General features: G+C 61.4%; 18 protein-coding genes. 8 read left to right on the top strand and 10 right to left on the bottom strand.

Annotated elements, in window-relative coordinates; genetic code table 11:
* Positions 1–35 precede the first annotated feature (35 nt).
* Entirely contained in the window at positions 36–752 is a 717-nt protein-coding gene (locus HBJ59_RS12525; protein ID WP_167663710.1) for a 4'-phosphopantetheinyl transferase, read from the bottom strand.
* A gap of 179 nt (positions 753–931) precedes the next feature.
* On the opposite strand from HBJ59_RS12525, the gene HBJ59_RS12520 reads away from it, so the two are divergent.
* Genes HBJ59_RS12520 through HBJ59_RS12510 form a run of 3 tightly spaced genes read left to right on the top strand, consistent with a single transcriptional unit; the run spans position 932 to position 3,279 of the window.
* Positions 932–1,240, top strand: coding sequence for a hypothetical protein (locus HBJ59_RS12520; protein WP_017475848.1), 309 nt, complete (start codon positions 932–934; stop codon positions 1,238–1,240).
* Positions 1,241–1,258: 18 nt separating this feature from the next.
* Positions 1,259–1,936, top strand: a complete 678-nt coding sequence (locus tag HBJ59_RS12515) for a response regulator transcription factor (RefSeq protein WP_003214228.1) — start codon at positions 1,259–1,261, stop codon at positions 1,934–1,936.
* Positions 1,933–3,279 (top strand): ATP-binding protein, encoded by a 1,347-nt coding sequence (locus tag HBJ59_RS12510; protein WP_076015041.1) that lies wholly within the window; start codon positions 1,933–1,935, stop codon positions 3,277–3,279. Before HBJ59_RS12515 ends, HBJ59_RS12510 begins: the two co-directional genes overlap by 4 nt.
* A gap of 129 nt (positions 3,280–3,408) precedes the next feature.
* Here HBJ59_RS12510 and HBJ59_RS12505 read toward each other — a convergent pair whose 3' ends face one another.
* On the bottom strand, positions 3,409–4,407 hold the full coding sequence (locus HBJ59_RS12505) for an AraC family transcriptional regulator (protein ID WP_076015042.1): 999 nt from the start codon (positions 4,405–4,407) through the stop codon (positions 3,409–3,411).
* Positions 4,408–4,745: 338 nt separating this feature from the next.
* Here HBJ59_RS12505 and HBJ59_RS12500 point away from each other — a divergent pair, with 338 nt between their 5' ends.
* The gene (locus tag HBJ59_RS12500) at positions 4,746–6,080 is read left to right on the top strand and encodes a dicarboxylate/amino acid:cation symporter (RefSeq protein ID WP_076015043.1); all 1,335 of its coding nucleotides are present in this window, start codon (positions 4,746–4,748) and stop codon (positions 6,078–6,080) included.
* A gap of 206 nt (positions 6,081–6,286) precedes the next feature.
* A complete protein-coding gene (locus HBJ59_RS12495) occupies positions 6,287–7,468 on the top strand; it encodes a CaiB/BaiF CoA-transferase family protein (protein ID WP_076015044.1) in 1,182 nt (393 codons plus the stop codon).
* 123 nt (positions 7,469–7,591) lie between these two features.
* On the opposite strand, the gene HBJ59_RS12490 is transcribed toward HBJ59_RS12495, so the two are convergent.
* Both HBJ59_RS12490 and HBJ59_RS12485 read right to left on the bottom strand, forming a co-directional pair.
* Entirely contained in the window at positions 7,592–8,086 is a 495-nt protein-coding gene (locus HBJ59_RS12490; RefSeq protein ID WP_026077778.1) for a SprT family zinc-dependent metalloprotease, read from the bottom strand.
* A gap of 128 nt (positions 8,087–8,214) precedes the next feature.
* Positions 8,215–8,817: a Yip1 family protein gene (locus HBJ59_RS12485; protein WP_076015045.1), complete on the bottom strand. Its 603-nt coding sequence runs from the start codon at positions 8,815–8,817 to the stop codon at positions 8,215–8,217.
* Between the two features lie 362 nt (positions 8,818–9,179).
* On the opposite strand from HBJ59_RS12485, the gene ttcA reads away from it, so the two are divergent.
* Together ttcA and HBJ59_RS12475 are read left to right on the top strand one after the other, a co-directional pair.
* Complete coding sequence (ttcA, locus tag HBJ59_RS12480) at positions 9,180–10,004, top strand: tRNA 2-thiocytidine(32) synthetase TtcA (RefSeq protein ID WP_076015046.1); 825 nt, start codon at positions 9,180–9,182, stop codon at positions 10,002–10,004.
* A gap of 67 nt (positions 10,005–10,071) precedes the next feature.
* Positions 10,072–10,743 carry a DNA-3-methyladenine glycosylase I gene (locus tag HBJ59_RS12475; RefSeq protein WP_167663709.1) on the top strand — a complete coding sequence of 224 codons (672 nt, stop codon included), beginning with the start codon at positions 10,072–10,074 and terminating at the stop codon, positions 10,741–10,743.
* 210 nt (positions 10,744–10,953) lie between these two features.
* Here HBJ59_RS12475 and HBJ59_RS12470 read toward each other — a convergent pair whose 3' ends face one another.
* From HBJ59_RS12470 to arsC, 3 genes are read right to left on the bottom strand one after another with little or no spacing between them, the layout of a single operon-like run.
* On the bottom strand, positions 10,954–11,373 hold the full coding sequence (locus tag HBJ59_RS12470; RefSeq protein WP_167663708.1) for a DUF2069 domain-containing protein: 420 nt from the start codon (positions 11,371–11,373) through the stop codon (positions 10,954–10,956).
* The gene (gene wrbA / locus HBJ59_RS12465) at positions 11,357–11,971 is read right to left on the bottom strand and encodes an NAD(P)H:quinone oxidoreductase (protein ID WP_167663707.1); all 615 of its coding nucleotides are present in this window, start codon (positions 11,969–11,971) and stop codon (positions 11,357–11,359) included. Before wrbA ends, HBJ59_RS12470 begins: the two co-directional genes overlap by 17 nt.
* Entirely contained in the window at positions 11,968–12,321 is a 354-nt protein-coding gene (gene arsC, locus HBJ59_RS12460) for an arsenate reductase (glutaredoxin) (protein WP_076015049.1), read from the bottom strand. The genes wrbA and arsC overlap by 4 nt, the downstream gene beginning before the upstream one ends.
* Before the next feature lie 115 nt (positions 12,322–12,436).
* Here arsC and HBJ59_RS12455 point away from each other — a divergent pair, with 115 nt between their 5' ends.
* Positions 12,437–12,898, top strand: coding sequence for a TlpA disulfide reductase family protein (locus tag HBJ59_RS12455; RefSeq protein WP_076015050.1), 462 nt, complete (start codon positions 12,437–12,439; stop codon positions 12,896–12,898).
* Positions 12,899–13,037: 139 nt separating this feature from the next.
* Here HBJ59_RS12455 and HBJ59_RS12450 read toward each other — a convergent pair whose 3' ends face one another.
* The 3 genes from HBJ59_RS12450 to HBJ59_RS12440 form a co-directional block, all read right to left on the bottom strand.
* Complete coding sequence (locus HBJ59_RS12450) at positions 13,038–13,442, bottom strand: META domain-containing protein (protein WP_167663706.1); 405 nt, start codon at positions 13,440–13,442, stop codon at positions 13,038–13,040.
* Positions 13,439–13,879, bottom strand: coding sequence for a hypothetical protein (locus HBJ59_RS12445; RefSeq protein ID WP_004371378.1), 441 nt, complete (start codon positions 13,877–13,879; stop codon positions 13,439–13,441). Before HBJ59_RS12445 ends, HBJ59_RS12450 begins: the two co-directional genes overlap by 4 nt.
* A gap of 71 nt (positions 13,880–13,950) precedes the next feature.
* Positions 13,951–14,940 carry a 2-hydroxyacid dehydrogenase gene (locus HBJ59_RS12440; RefSeq protein ID WP_167663705.1) on the bottom strand — a complete coding sequence of 330 codons (990 nt, stop codon included), beginning with the start codon at positions 14,938–14,940 and terminating at the stop codon, positions 13,951–13,953.
* Between the last annotated feature and the right edge of the window lie 108 nt (positions 14,941–15,048).

The following is a 15,048-nucleotide window of genomic DNA, read 5'->3' as shown; positions in this document are numbered from 1 at the left end:
CAACGGGGGACAAGCCCCCTCACCACAGAGATCAATCAGGCCTGGACGGCCACCAGGCTCAACAACTGCCCGCCATCCACCGCAAACTGCGCCTCCAGCTCCTTGCCATGGCACCATTCTGCCGACAGGTCCGTCAGCAACCGCAGCCGCGCATGGCCGGTATCCGACCATTCCAGCAACTCGGCATGTTCAAAATAGAAGCGCTTCTGCACGATCGGGTAGAGCGCCTTGAACAGGCTCTCTTTCGCCGAAAACGTCAGCGTCACCAACTGCGCGATCTGCTCCCGCGGCCCGGCAGCCATGCGCTGCAATTCATCCGGTGTCAGGATTTCCCCCGCCAGGCGTTCCGCGCGCTCCAGTGTCAGCAGGTTCTCCAGGTCCATCCCCAGCCCGCGCCACTGTGCCTTGTGGGCGACGATGGCCGCTGCATGGCCGGTGCTGTGAGTGATCGAACCGCTGATATGCGCGGGCCAGACCGGCGCGCGGTCCTCGCCGATTGCCGGCACGCAATCCAGCCCATCCAGCTGTTGCAAGGCCGCACGGGCACACAGGCGACCGGCCAGAAATTCCGCCTGGCGCTTGGCAACCGAACGCTGGATGCTCGCGGGCGGCGGCACGGCGCTGCGCTGGAAGTCGCCGATGGCCAGCAGGGCCGGGTCAAAACGGGTGCTCAGCAAGACCGTCCCGGGCAAGGCGACGGGCAGCGGCCAATGGGCATCAAGTGGGGTGCAGCAGGCGGGTAGGGAATTCATGCCGGGTATTTTGCCGAGTTGGAGGGCCGCTGGATAGCCTGCGGCCGGGGATACGTAAGTAACTCTTTACACAGTAGCCGGCCTCGGTTCAGCCCAGGTTCAGAGAGTGTTCAGGGGGAGTTCAGCGGGGGCTGCGTAGTCTGGCCCCGTACTCAAAGCCAAAGCGTGTGAGGTAGACCATGACTGCGATCAAGAAGCTGATGTTGGCGTTAACCATGCTCAGCGCCACCGCTGGCGTCCAGGCCTCTGATGCGAGCTTCGCGGGTTTCTCCAAAGAGAAGAGCAAAAAGCCCTACAGCCTTCTTCAGCGGGTGAGCTTCGAGGATGCCGGTGAACAAGCCGCGCCCTGGGGCCAGTCCCTGGGCCAGCACACCCCGCAGTCGGACTATCGCGTAGGCAATGAAAACCTGTCAGGTCACTTCAACGGCAGTAAACTGCGCCAGCAAGACCTGCAGGGCCGCTATGATATACCCCAGTTGGAAAGTTGATTTGCCTTGGAGAGCTTTATGAAATTGCTGGTTGTCGAAGATGAGGCGTTGCTGCGTCATCACCTGTTGACCCGTCTGACCGACAGCGGTCACGTGGTCGAGGCCGTCGCCAACGCCGAAGAGGCGCTGTACCAGACCGGGCAATTCAACCACGACCTGGCGATCATCGACTTGGGCCTGCCTGGCATGGGCGGCCTGGACCTGATCCGCCAACTGCGCGCCCAGGCCAAGACATTCCCGATCCTGATCCTGACCGCCCGCGGCAACTGGCAGGACAAGGTCGAAGGCCTGGCCGCCGGTGCCGACGACTACGTAGTCAAGCCGTTCCAGTTCGAAGAGCTGGAAGCGCGGATGAACGCACTGCTGCGCCGCTCCAGCGGTTTCACCCAGTCGACCATCGTCGCCGGGCCCTTGCTGCTGGACCTCAATCGCAAGCAGGCGTCCCTCGACGAACAGCCCCTGGCGCTGACCGCCTACGAATACCGCATCCTCGAATACCTGATGCGTCACCATCAGCAGGTGGTTGCCAAGGACCGCCTGATGGAACAGCTCTACCCCGATGACGACGAGCGCGATCCGAACGTCATCGAAGTGTTGGTAGGCCGCCTGCGCCGCAAGCTGGAAGGCCCGGCGGGGTTCAAGCCGATCGACACCGTGCGCGGTCTGGGCTACCTGTTTAATGAGCGCTGCCGTTGATTCGCTCGTTACGTGTGCGTTTGATGCTCGCGGCCACCACCCTGGCCGTGCTGTTTATGCTGGCCTTGTTGCCAGCCATGCAGGGCGCCTTCAGCCTGGCCCTGCAGGATTCCATCGAGCAGCGGCTGGCGTCGGATGTCACCACGCTGATTTCGGCTGCCCGGGTTGAAAACAATCGCCTGCTGATGCCCGCGCAGTTGCCGGATGAGCGCTTCAACCTCACCGACAGCCGCCTGTTGGGCTACATCTATGACCGCGAAGGCCATCTGGTCTGGCGGTCGCGCGCCACCCAGGAAGAGAACATCAACTACAAGCCGCGCTATGACGGGCGCGGCAACGAGTTTGCGCGGATTCGCGAAGCCAACGGCCAGGAATTTTTTGTCTATGACGTCGAGGTCAAGCTGCTGGGCGGCAAGAGCGCGGCGTTCAGTATTGTCGCCCTGCAACCGGTGCGCGAATACCAACTGACCCTCGAAGGCCTGCGGGAAAACCTCTACCTGGGCTTCGGCGCCGCCTTGCTGGTGCTGCTGACCCTGTTGTGGCTGGGCCTGACCTGGGGCCTGCAAGCGTTGCGCCGGCTGAGCCAGGAACTGGATGAAATCGAAGGCGGCACCCGGGAAAGTCTCAGTGAACAACACCCCCGCGAATTGTTGCGCCTGACCGGCTCCCTGAACCGGTTGCTCCACAGCGAGCGTGAGCAACGCACCCGTTACCGCGATTCCCTGGATGACCTGGCCCACAGCCTGAAAACCCCGTTGGCAGTGCTGCAAGGCGTGAGCGAAGACATGGCCCAGCGCCCCGAAGATCGTGACCAGGCCTGGGTGCTGCAATCGCAGATCGAGCGCATGAGCCAGCAGATCAGCTACCAATTGCAGCGCGCCAGCCTGCGTAAAAGCGGCCTGGTGCGTCACCAGGTGCGCCTGGAGCCGGTACTGCAAAGCCTGTGCGACACGCTGGACAAGGTCTATCGCGATAAAGGCGTGAAGGTCGCCTTCGATTTGCCGGAAGAATGCGACGTGCCGATCGAGAAGGGCGCCTTGCTGGAACTGCTCGGCAACCTGCTGGAAAACGCCTATCGCCTGTGCCTGAGCGAAGTGCGCATCACCTTGCAGGAAAGCCTGGAAGGCACCGAGCTGTGCATCGAAGACGACGGCCCCGGCGTGCCACCGGACCAGCGTGCGCGGATCCTGCAAAGGGGTGAGCGGCTGGACCGCCAGCATCCGGGACAGGGCATCGGCCTGGCGGTGGTCAAGGACATCATCGAAAGCTACAGCGCACGGTTGACCCTTGGGGATTCACCGCTAGGGGGTGCCGCGTTCAAGATTCACTTTCCGGCTGTTTGATCTTTATTGGCTGTGCCGGCCTCTTCGCGAGCAAGCCCGCTCCCACATTCGATAGCATTCCAAAGGTGGAACTCGGTCAAATGTGGGAGCGGGCTTGCTCGCGAAGAGGCCAGTCGCATCAATACACACTTAACTTTCTTGTGCTCTATAGGCCCCCGGGGTCAGCCCGGTCCACTTCTTGAACGCCCGATGAAACGCCGACGGTTCGGAAAACCCCAACTGCTCGGCGATCTCCTGCAACGACAAATCCGCCCGCCCCAAATGATAAATCGCAATGTCCCGGCGTAATTCATCCTTGAGCGCCTGAAAGCTCGTGCCTTCCTCCCGCAAATGCCGACGCAGGGTCTGCGGGCTGATATGCAGGTGCTGGGCGACGGTTTCGAGGTCGGGCCACGGCGTGCGGTCGCGGCTCAATAAGCGGCGCAATTGACTGCTCAGGCTGTCGCCCTCATCCGGCCGTGACAGCAGGTCGGCCGGTGAGCGTTCGAGGAAGTGCTTGAGGGTGCGCTCGTCCTGCAACAGCGGCAGGCTCAGGTAGCGGCTGGGAAACACCAGGCTGCTGGTGGGCGCGGCGAACACCTGCGGGCAGGGGAACAGCAAGTCGTACTCACCGGCATGGGCCGGCATCGGGTAACTGAAGGTGGCCTGGTCCAGGCGGATGCGTTGGCCAATCAGCCAACTGCCGAGGCGATGCCAGATCACCAGCAGGCATTCGCTGAGGAAGTGATCCGGGTCCCACAACTGCGAATCGTCCAGGCTCAAGCGGGCCATTTCCCCTTCGCGTGTCAGACGCCAGCGCGGACCTTGCGGGAATAGGCTATAAAATAATAAGCCGCGTTCCAGAGCCTTCTCGAGGGTGCGGCAGTGAATCAGCGCGTGGCACATCATGGCGAAGGTGCCGCGCTTGCTCGGGCCTTCGGCGAAACCCAGGTATTCGTCATCCAGCGCCAGCCACAGCATCTGCAGCAGCCGGGTAAATTGCTCCGGGGCGATGCGGGCGCGGGGTTCGCTCAGCAGTTCCGGGGTAATGCCCACTTGCTGCAGCAGGCCCGAATAGTCGTAGCCGGCTCGACGAGCACCGCCTAAAGCGGCCCGGGCGTAGTGACTGGCGATGGTACGTTCACGCATGAGGGGCCTCGTCCATTGAGTGGCGGATGTTAGCCATCCTGTGTGAGGGCAACAAGGCGGATATCCGCCAAATTGTAGGACGAGATCGGGAGGTGAGGCGGAAATCCGCCACCTTGCGTAGGCGGTGTCTGAAGCCGAAAACCACCCAAGAGCTGATGTCTAAAGGCCTTCAGCGGTTTTCAGTAAAAGTGGCACGACGCTTGCGATAGAGAGCGCAGGGAGACCGGCCTTGAGCGGGCTCTCAAACAACAAATCCCTCCAGTGCAGGAGGGTTCGCAATTCAAGTGTCGTGGGCAATGGCGGATATTTGCCACACGAGACGATTGAGGAACTTTGCAATGACGACTCGTCAGCCACTGTACAAATCCCTGTATTTCCAGGTGATCGTTGCAATCGTTATCGGTATTTTGCTCGGCCACTTCTACCCGCAGACCGGCGTGGCCCTCAAGCCACTGGGTGACGGCTTTATCAAGCTGATCAAAATGGTCATCGCCCCGATCATCTTCTGCACCGTTGTCAGCGGCATCGCTGGCATGCAAAGCATGAAATCGGTCGGCAAAACCGGTGGCTACGCGCTGCTGTACTTTGAAGTCGTCTCCACCATCGCCCTGCTGATCGGCCTGATTGTGGTCAACGTTGTGCAACCGGGCGCCGGCATGCACATCGACGTGGCTACCCTGGACGCCTCTAAAGTCGCGGCCTACGTGACTGCCGGTGCAGACCAGAGCATCGTTGGCTTCCTGCTGAACGTGATCCCGAACACCATCGTTGGCGCGTTCGCGACCGGTGACATCCTGCAAGTGCTGATGTTCTCGGTAATCTTCGGTTTCGCCCTGCATCGCCTGGGTGCCTACGGCAAGCCGGTGCTGGACTTCATCGATCGCTTCGCCCACGTGATGTTCAACATCATCAACATGATCATGAAGCTCGCGCCACTCGGTGCACTGGGCGCCATGGCGTTCACCATCGGTGCCTACGGTGTAGGTTCGCTGGTGCAGCTCGGTCAGTTGATGATCTGCTTCTACATCACCTGCATCCTGTTTGTGGTCCTGGTACTGGGCGCCATCTGCCGGGCTCACGGCTTCAGCGTCCTGAAACTGATCCGCTACATCCGTGAAGAGCTGCTGATCGTACTGGGTACTTCCTCGTCCGAATCCGCACTGCCACGCATGCTGATCAAGATGGAACGCCTGGGCGCCAAGAAGTCGGTCGTTGGCCTGGTTATCCCGACTGGCTACTCGTTCAACCTGGACGGTACTTCGATCTACCTGACCATGGCTGCCGTGTTCATCGCCCAGGCGACTGACACCCACATGGACATCACCCACCAGATCACCCTGTTGCTGGTACTGCTGCTGTCCTCCAAGGGCGCTGCTGGCGTGACCGGTAGTGGCTTCATCGTACTGGCCGCTACCCTGTCGGCTGTTGGCCACCTGCCGGTTGCCGGCCTGGCGCTGATCCTGGGTATCGACCGCTTCATGTCCGAAGCCCGCGCACTGACCAACCTGGTGGGCAACGCTGTTGCTACCCTGGTTGTGGCCAAGTGGGTCAAGGAACTGGACGAAGACAAGCTGCAAGTCGAACTGGCTTCCGGTGGTCGCGGTATCTCCGAGACCCGTGAAGAAGACGACCTGGGCGTGGCCGAAGGCCCGGCTCCAACCGCCGTCAAGTAAGGCTGCACCCTGTGTGAAAAACCCATCTTCGGATGGGTTTTTTTTTGATCGTTTCCACGCTCTGCGTGGGAATGCCGCCAGGGACGCTCCGCGTCTCGCTTTACGTTTCCGGGAACATCCGTCACTCCGGATGATGCTTTATGTGATTGCTGCTAACCGCCAGGTTTGCCTACTCTGTGGCCAATCGAATCGGAATCGGAGTAACCATGTCAGGTCCCTTGGCGTCCCTCAAAGTACTGGATTTCTCCACCCTGCTGCCGGGGCCGTTCGCCTCGCTGCTGCTGGCCGACATGGGCGCCGAGGTATTGCGCATCGAATCTCCCACGCGCATGGACTTGCTGCGGGTCTTGCCGCCCCATGACCAAGGCGTGTCGGCCAGCCATGCCTATCTGAACCGCAACAAACGCAGCCTGGCCCTGGACCTCAAGCAAGCCGAGGCGGTGGAGATCGTGCGGCAGTTGGTGGCGGACCATGACATCGTCCTCGAGCAGTTCCGCCCCGGGGTGATGGAGCGCCTGGGCCTGGGTTACGAGGCATTGAAAGCGATCAACCCGAAGCTGATCTACGTCTCCATCACCGGCTACGGCCAGACCGGCCCCTACAAGGACCGCGCCGGCCATGACATCAACTACCTGGCCCTGGCGGGTGTCGCCAGTTACACCGGGCGCCAGGACAGCGGGCCGTTGCCCCTGGGCGTGCAATTGGCGGATGTGGGCGGCGGCTCGTTGCACGCGGTGATCGGCTTGCTGGCGGCGGTGATTGCCCGGCAGCAGAGCGGGGTGGGGCAATACCTCGACGTGAGCATGACCGACTGCGCCTTCAGCCTGAATGCCATGGCCGGCGCGGGTTACCTGGCGTGCGGCGTGGAGCCGGCGTGGGAGAACCAGGTGCTCAATGGTGGCAGCTTCTATGACTATTACCGCTCGCGGGAAGGGCGCTGGTTTTCGGTGGGCAGCCTGGAGCCGGCCTTTATGCAGCAGCTGTGTACGGCCCTTGGGTGCCCCGAGTTGGCGGCGCAGGGCTTGTCGCCCAAACCCGAGCAGCAGAAAGCCCTCAAGCTGGCGTTGCAGGTCGAGTTCGAGAAACGCAGCTTTGATGAACTGTGTGAGCTGTTTGCCGGGATTGATGCGTGTGTTGAGCCGGTGCTGAACCTGAGCGAGGCGGTTGAACACCCGCAGTTGAAAGCCCGGGAACTGGTCAGCCAGGTGCCGCGGGGCGATGGTTCAAGCCAGGCGCAAATTGCGTGTCCGCTGAAGTTTTCCGAGGGCTTGCCGGCGGCCAGGCATATAGGCGCGGCGGTGGGTGCTCACACGGATGAGGTGTTGGTGGAGTTGGGCTTCAGTGCTCAGCAGATAGACGATTTGCGGCGTGCCAAGGTAGTTCAGTAGCGCCTGGGCCGGCCCCTTCGCGAGCAAGCCCGCTCCCACATTCGACCGAGTTCCATCGTTGGAATGCGATCAAATGTGGGAGCGGGCTTGCTCGCGAAGAGGGCCTTGAAAGCACCACAAACCTCACTCGACGCGGGTTTCCCCGGTAAACACCAACGTCTGCCTACACCTGCGACACAAATACCGCCGCCCCTGGCTCACCAGCCCATGACGCTGTGGCGAAAATGGAAAGTCACTGTCGGCACACGGGCAGCGGTAGATATACCGCGTCACGCGCCGCCGCTGGATTTCATAGGTGTGGCAGCGATCCGGCGGCAGTTCGTAAACCCCACGCATGATCAACTGCCATTCCTCGCCATGGGGCTGGATGCGCTCGCCGAACAATTGGTGGGCAATCAGGTGCGCCACTTCATGGGCAACCGTCTGTTTAAGGAAGTGTTGGCTGTTTTCACGGTACAACTGCGGGTTGAAGCGCAGCAGGTTCTCGTGCAAATGCGCGACACCGGCCTTCTGGCCCCGCAGCTTGAGGCTGACCTGGGGGCGTTTGAAGCTTCGTTTGAAAAAGGATTCGGCTTGCAGGAAACAATCTTCGACGCGGGTATTGAGTTGCTCGGGCATGCTGTACATATCTCCAGAGACGTCCAGTATGCCGCAAACAACGGTGTATCCGAATCTGTCAGGCGCCGAATGGTCATGCATAACGCACAAAGCCACCTTGCGGTGGCTTTTCCTGCGGGTAAACCGCGTCAGTTGGTGTACATCGGGCCTACGCCCAGCCCCCAGACGATCACGGTAAAGGCCATGATCGCCACCAGCACCACCAGGCCTACAGCCAGCACCGAGCTGGAGAACAGGAAGCCCTCGTCCGGGTGGATGTTCATGAAGGTCGGCAATCCTACGTACAGCAGGTACACCGTGTAGCAAATGGCGGCCGTGCCGACGACCATCCCCAGCCACATGTGCGGGTACAGCGCCGCCAGCCCGCCGACAAACAGCGGTGTTGCGGTATAGGTGGCAAACGCTACGCAGCGGGCCATGCTTGGATTGGCGTCATAGGTGCGCGCCATCCAGTGAATGAACGCACCCATCACCGCCACGCCACCGAGCATCGCCGCGTAGGACATGATGGTCATCCATAACGCGCTTTCCACCGTCAGCATCACCGGTGCGCGGCTGCCGATGACCCAACCGACCTGAGTGGTACCGATAAAGGCTGATACAGCGGGGATCGCCGCGAGAATCAGCGTGTGGGTGAGGTACATGTGGCTGATGCTTTCTTCTTTATCGCCACGAATTTCCCGCCATTCCTGATCGGGGTGGGTGAAAAGTCCCACGACGTGATGGATCATGCCAGTCACTCCTGTCGTTATTACCATCGCCCCCCAGTGGAGCGCCCACGGGCCAATTGGCCTGAAAGGTCTGGATATGTGTGCGACCTTATGTCGCAGTATAGGAAGTGATGACCGGAAAAACTGTGGGGCTTTAGAGCAAATTGCGCTGTAAACACTGGGCTTAATCGCGGCGCGGTCTGTTGATTGGAATGCGGTCAAATGTGGGAGCGGGCTTGCTCGCGAATGCGGAGTGTCAGTCGCCAGGTGTTTAGCTGACCCACCGCATTCGCGAGCAAGCCCGCTCCCACATTGGAACTCGGTCGTCCATCCCGGTAAAATACCCGGCTTTTCGTCACATACCTTTCGCGGATCCAAGCGCCATGGGCACTCTTACGGTCAACCAGAACAAACTGCAAAAACGCCTGCGTCGCCAGGCCGGTGAGGCAGTCGCCGATTTCAACATGATCGAAGAGGGCGACAAGGTCATGGTCTGCCTGTCTGGCGGCAAAGACAGCTACACCCTGCTCGACGTGCTGATGCACCTGCAAAAGGTCGCGCCGATCAAGTTCGAGATCGTCGCCGTGAACATGGACCAGAAGCAGCCGGGCTTTCCCGAGCATGTGCTGCCGGCCTACCTCAAGGAACTGGGGGTCGAGTACCACATCGTCGAGAAAGACACTTACTCGGTGGTCAAGGAACTGGTCCCGGAAGGCAAGACCACCTGCTCGCTGTGCTCGCGCCTGCGCCGTGGCACGCTCTACACCTTTGCCGACGAGATCGGCGCGACCAAGATGGCCCTGGGTCACCACCGTGACGACATCGTCGAAACCTTCTTCCTCAACATGTTCTTCAACGGCAGCCTCAAGGCCATGCCGCCCAAGCTGCGGGCCGATGACGGGCGCAACGTGGTGATTCGCCCACTGGCGTACTGCCATGAGAAGGACATCCAGGCGTACTCCGACCTCAAGCAGTTTCCGATCATCCCGTGCAACCTCTGCGGCTCCCAGGAAAACCTGCAGCGCCAGGTGGTCAAGGACATGCTCCAGGACTGGGACCGCAAGACCCCGGGCCGCGTCGACAGTATTTTCCGCAGCTTGCAGAACGTGCAGCCGTCGCAGTTGGCCGACCGTAACCTGTTCGACTTCACCAACCTGCGTATCGACGAAAGTGCGGCGTCGCGCTTCGTCAATGTAGTGAACCTCTGAGCCGTTTCACCGCTCTGACAGACGGCGCTCCTGGGCGCCGTTTTCATTTCAATCCTTAGGAGAGGGCATGCGCGATTACAAGTGGCTGCACGAATATTGTCTGAACCGGTTTGGTTCGGCGGCCGAGCTGGAAGCCCACCTGCCTGTGCCCCTGACCCCGGCGAAACTGCGCAAGATCAGCGATGACCGCTACCTGTCTACCCTGTCGCTGCGGGTGTTTCGCGCCGGGCTCAAACACAGCGTGGTGGATGCCAAGTGGCCGGCGTTCGAGCAAGTGTTCTTTGGTTTTGACCCGGAAAAAGTCGTGCTGATGGGCGCCGAGCACCTGGAGCGATTGATGCAGGACACACGCATCATCCGCCACTTGGGCAAGCTCAAGAGCGTGCCGCGCAATGCGCAGATGATTCTGGATATCGAGAAGGAAAAGGGCAGCTTCGCGGCGTTTATTGCTGACTGGCCGGTGACCGATATCGTCGGGCTGTGGAAGTACCTGAGCAAGCACGGCCACCAGTTGGGCGGGCTGTCAGCGCCGCGCTTTTTGCGGATGGTGGGCAAGGACACGTTCGTGCCGAGCTATGACGTAGTGGCCGCGCTGAATGCGCAGAAGATTGTCGACAAGGTACCCACCAGCCTGCGGGACCTGGCCACGGTGCAGGGCGCGTTCAACCAGTGGCATGCCGAGAGCGGGCGGCCGATGTGCCAGTTGTCGATGATGTTGGCTTACACCGTCAACCACTAAGCCCGACCATTACCCTGTGGCGAGGGAGCTTGCGGTGGAGAGGGAGCCCATTGTGGCGAGGGAGCTTGCTGTGGCGAGGGAGCTTGCTCCCGCTGGAGTGCGAAGCGCTCCCAGGATTTTGGGGCCGCTACGCAGCCCAGCGGGAGCAAGCTCCCTCGCCACAACAAGCTCCCCAGCCACATTGATTGCGGCTTTGCCTGAAAAGTGTGTTCAAGCAGGCAAACCTTCCCCCGCCAACCGCCGATTCAACTGATGCCGGTAACGCACATACATCAGCGCCGTGCAGAACACCGCCAGGCTCGCCAGCATTTCCAGCACACCAAACCACTGCCGGTTCGGGTCATACGCCGCCAGCGCACCCTTGATGAAGTACAAGTTCACCACAAAGCACATCCACGAATGCCCGCGTGCGCTGCCCAGGATCATCCCCGGCGCCAGCAACAGCAACGGCACCAGTTCGATCAGCAGAATTACCCACGGCCGTGCGCCGTGCAGGTCGGCGAACACCAGGTAGTAGGCGCACAGCAGCCCCACCAATCCCAAAAACGCCAGCAGGCTCAACACCCGCGTCGCCTTGACCCGTGGCTCCAGCCACGCCTGGGGCGGCAGTACCTTAGGCTTCCTGGCCACGGCCGTTCTCCAGTAGCGCGGCAGTCTTCGCCAGGCGCAGGCCTAGGGCGCGGCACAGGGCGATCTCGTGTTGATCCAGCGCACGCTTGCCGTCGGCACCGGAATGGTGGCTGGCGCCATAAGGCGTGCCGCCGCCCTTTGTATCAAGCAGTGCCTGTTCGCTGTAGGGCAGGCCGGTGATCAGCATGCCGTGGTGCAACAGCGGCAGCAGCATCGACATCAGCGTGGTTTCCTGGCCGCCGTGCAGGCTGGCGGTGGAGGTGAACACGCCCGCCGGCTTGCCGACCAGGGCGCCGGTCAGCCACAGGTTGCTGGTGCCGTCGAGAAAGTACTTGAGCGGCGCGGCCATGTTGCCGAAACGGGTCGGGCTGCCCAGCGCCAGGCCACAGCAGTGCTTCAGGTCGTCGAGGCTGCAGTACAGCGGGCCGTCCACCGGAATGTCCGGCGCCACGGCTTCGCATTCGCTGGAGATGGCCGGCACGGTGCGCAACCGCGCCTCAAGCCCGGCTTGCTCGACGCCCCGGGCAATTTGTCGGGCCATTTCGCTCACCGAGCCGTTGCGGCTGTAATACAACACCAGCACATACGGCGCACTCACGAAACCAGCTCCAGAATGTTCTCTGGCGGGCGGCCAATCACGGCCTTGTCGGCGGTTTCGAGGATCGGGCGCTCCATCAGTTTCGGATGAGCGGCGATTGCGGCAATCAGTTGCGCTTCGCTGAGGCTGGCGTCGGCCAGGTTGAGGGTTTTGTATTCGTCTTCGCCGGTACGCAGCAATTGCCGCGCGCTGATGTTCAGCTTGCCCAGCAAGGCCTGCAATTGCGCGGCGTCGAGCGGGGTTTCCAGGTAGCGCACTACGTTGGGTGTGAGGCCACGGGCTTCCAGCAGTTCGAGCGCACCGCGGGATTTCGAGCAGCGCGGGTTGTGATAAAGCGTCAGATCGGTCATGTGCGGGTCGCATCTTGCGTAAGGTGGCGGGTATTCTACCCGCGCTGTGCCACGTCCTTAAACCATGAGAGGCGATAGGCCGCAGCCAACGTTCATTTTTACGAAGGATTACCCCATGACGAGGCGACTGTTAGGCGCATTGGCAATCATCGGCACACTGCTGCTCAGCGGCTGTGGCAATGATTATGGCGTTGACCAATACGGTCAGAAAGTGGCCGCCGAACGCCTGGACAAGCAATGGCTGGTGGTTAACTACTGGGCTGAATGGTGTGGCCCGTGCCGTACCGAAATCCCTGAACTCAACGCTTTGGCCGAACAGCTTAAGGGTCAGTCAGTGGGTGTGTTCGGCGTGAACTTCGACAACGCCCAGGGTGAAGAACTCAAAAGCGCCAGCGACAAGCTGGGCATCAAGTTCACCGTACTGGCGCAGAACCCGGACGGGATCTTCGACATTCCCCGCAGTGAAGCCTTGCCGGTGACCTACATCATCGATGACAAGGGCAAGGTGCGTGAGCAACTGATGGGTGAGCAGACGGCGGAAGGGGTGTTGGCCAAGCTCAAGGCCTTAAGGGGCTAAAAATATCCCACTGTAGGAGCGAGCTTGCTCGCGAAAAACGTCAACGATAACGCGAGCATTCTGAATGTGCGCGGCGCTCTCTGGTTTTTCGCGAGCAAGCTCGCTCCTACAGACGGGCGGAAAGGCAGGTCGGAGGTTTTTAGCCTTCTTCCAGCCACAACCGCAACGGCTTGCCATCCGCCGGCCAGAAACGGGTTTGTTCGATCGGCGAGATGTCCCAGCGCTGCACGCCTTGCAGGGCCTGGAAGAAGCGGTGCTCCTGCTCCATCAGCGCTTCGGCGCAGAGTTTGCGGGTGCTGCCGACCTTGCCGAAGCTCAGCTTGTCGCCGTCCAGGGTATAGGGCGCGAACCAATGGTTGCAGCCACCATTGCCGTAGGCCCGGCCATCGGCGCCGAGGGTCACGGTCAGGTGCGCGTAATCCATCAGCGGCCGCTCACCGATCCATTCCACCACGTAGCTGTGATCCTGCTTGAGCTTGGCCTCGTCGCTGGCGCAGCCCGCAAGGCCTGCACCCAGCACGGCCAGCATCAGCGGGGCTTTCATTGCGCGGCCTGCTGGCATTTCGGGCAGCGGTGCTTGTCACCCAGGGTGGCCCAGCCCAACTCGGTGACCCGCGCAGTGGCGGCCGGTTGCAGCGGTTCCTTTGTCAGCTTGGTTTCCACCGCAAATTCAAACTCCAGCACGTTGTCGCAGCTGTCGCAGTTGACCTTCCAGGTGTGAATCTCCAACTCGCCGAACTTCGGCCCCTGGGCCATGGCGACCCACTGGCCCGCCGGGCGGATGGAGTAGCGCGCATCGCCTTCGACGGTCAGGCGCATCGACAGGGTTTTGCTGCCGCGCAGGGTGACGATCAGAACGTCGCCGTTCTTGATCGAGCCACCGTTGCCGGTGACTTGATAACGGCCCGGCACCAGGGCGCGGCATTCGATCAGAGTGTGTTGCGGGCTCAGCAAGCTGAAGCGGAAATCGTGTTCGGCCATGGATCCTCCAAATAGGCGCGGCATCCTATCACGGGCCGCCACCCATCATGGCGCGGCTATGTGACCGCTGATCATCCTTCGACGAGGTTTTGCGCCTGCCCGCCGGCCCACGCAGCGATGTTGGCCAGGGTCGTGCCGGCAATCGCCCCCAGGGCCTCGCGGGTCAGGAAGGCCTGGTGGGCGGTGATGATGACGTTAGGGAAGGTCAGCAGGCGCGCCAATACGTCGTCTTGCAGGGGCAAGTCCGAGCGGTCTTCGAAAAACAGCTGGGCCTCTTCTTCATATACATCCAGCCCCAGATAGCCGAGCTGGCCGTCCTTGAGTGCGTCGATCAGCGCCGGGGTGTCCACCAGGCCGCCGCGCCCGGTATTGATCAGCATTGCGCCGGGCTGCATATGAGCCAGGCTTTGGGCGTTGATCAGGTGTTTGCTGTCTGCTGTCAGTGGGCAATGCAGGCTGATGATCTGCGACTCGCCGAGCAATTCATGCAGGCTCACGTAGCGCGCACCTAGGGCCTCGACCTGCGGGTTGGGGTAAGGATCGTAAGCCAGCAACTGGCAGCCGAACCCGGCCATGATCTTGGCGAATGTGGCGCCGATCTGCCCGGTGCCGACCACGCCGACGGTCTTGCCCACCAGGTCGAAACCGGTCAGGCCATGCAGGCTGAAGTCACCGTCGCGGGTACGGTTGTAGGCGCGGTGCAGGCGGCGATTGAGGGCCAGGATCAGCGCGACCGCATGTTCGGCCACCGCATGGGGCGAATAGGCTGGCACCCGCACGATGGTCAGGCCCAGGCGTTTGGCGGCGGGCAGGTCGACATGGTTGTAACCGGCCGAGCGCAGGGCGATCAGGCGAGTGCCGCCGCTGGCCAACTGCTCCAGCACCGGGGCGCTGAGGTCGTCATTGATAAAGGCGCAGACCACTTCGTGGTGTTCGGCCAGGGCCACGGTGTCGAGGTTCAGCCGGGCCGGCTGGAATTGCAGCTGCATGCCTTCGGGCAACGGTTGGGCGAGAAAGCTCTCGCGGTCGTAGGTCTGGCTGCTGAAGAGGATGATGCGCATCAAATATTCCTTCTTGATGATGGGAAGCTGCTTTTGTGTCGATGGGGCTTGCTGTGGTGAGGGAGCTTGTTGTGGTGAGGGAGCTTGTTGTGGCGAGGGAGCTTGCTC

This window comes from Pseudomonas sp. AN3A02 (assembly GCF_011765255.1).
Classification (GTDB): Bacteria; Pseudomonadota; Gammaproteobacteria; order Pseudomonadales; family Pseudomonadaceae; genus Aquipseudomonas.
The sequence above is the reverse complement of the archived record's forward strand: the minus strand, read 5'-3'. Positions and strand labels throughout refer to the sequence as shown.

What these genes read in the sequence shown, in the direction of transcription:
- HBJ59_RS12525 (WP_167663710.1), bottom strand. Translation starts at nt 752, where the DNA reads ATGAATTCCCTACCCGCCTGCTGCACCCCACTTGATGCCCATTGGCCG.
- HBJ59_RS12520 (WP_017475848.1), top strand. Translation starts at nt 932, where the DNA reads ATGACTGCGATCAAGAAGCTGATGTTGGCGTTAACCATGCTCAGCGCC.
- HBJ59_RS12515 (WP_003214228.1), top strand. Translation starts at nt 1,259, where the DNA reads ATGAAATTGCTGGTTGTCGAAGATGAGGCGTTGCTGCGTCATCACCTG.
- HBJ59_RS12505 (WP_076015042.1), bottom strand. Translation starts at nt 4,407, where the DNA reads ATGCGTGAACGTACCATCGCCAGTCACTACGCCCGGGCCGCTTTAGGC.
- HBJ59_RS12500 (WP_076015043.1), top strand. Translation starts at nt 4,746, where the DNA reads ATGACGACTCGTCAGCCACTGTACAAATCCCTGTATTTCCAGGTGATC.
- HBJ59_RS12495 (WP_076015044.1), top strand. Translation starts at nt 6,287, where the DNA reads ATGTCAGGTCCCTTGGCGTCCCTCAAAGTACTGGATTTCTCCACCCTG.
- HBJ59_RS12490 (WP_026077778.1), bottom strand. Translation starts at nt 8,086, where the DNA reads ATGCCCGAGCAACTCAATACCCGCGTCGAAGATTGTTTCCTGCAAGCC.
- HBJ59_RS12485 (WP_076015045.1), bottom strand. Translation starts at nt 8,817, where the DNA reads ATGATCCATCACGTCGTGGGACTTTTCACCCACCCCGATCAGGAATGG.
- ttcA (WP_076015046.1), top strand. Translation starts at nt 9,180, where the DNA reads ATGGGCACTCTTACGGTCAACCAGAACAAACTGCAAAAACGCCTGCGT.
- HBJ59_RS12475 (WP_167663709.1), top strand. Translation starts at nt 10,072, where the DNA reads ATGCGCGATTACAAGTGGCTGCACGAATATTGTCTGAACCGGTTTGGT.
- arsC (WP_076015049.1), bottom strand. Translation starts at nt 12,321, where the DNA reads ATGACCGATCTGACGCTTTATCACAACCCGCGCTGCTCGAAATCCCGC.
- HBJ59_RS12455 (WP_076015050.1), top strand. Translation starts at nt 12,437, where the DNA reads ATGACGAGGCGACTGTTAGGCGCATTGGCAATCATCGGCACACTGCTG.
- HBJ59_RS12450 (WP_167663706.1), bottom strand. Translation starts at nt 13,442, where the DNA reads ATGAAAGCCCCGCTGATGCTGGCCGTGCTGGGTGCAGGCCTTGCGGGC.
- HBJ59_RS12445 (WP_004371378.1), bottom strand. Translation starts at nt 13,879, where the DNA reads ATGGCCGAACACGATTTCCGCTTCAGCTTGCTGAGCCCGCAACACACT.
- HBJ59_RS12440 (WP_167663705.1), bottom strand. Translation starts at nt 14,940, where the DNA reads ATGCGCATCATCCTCTTCAGCAGCCAGACCTACGACCGCGAGAGCTTT.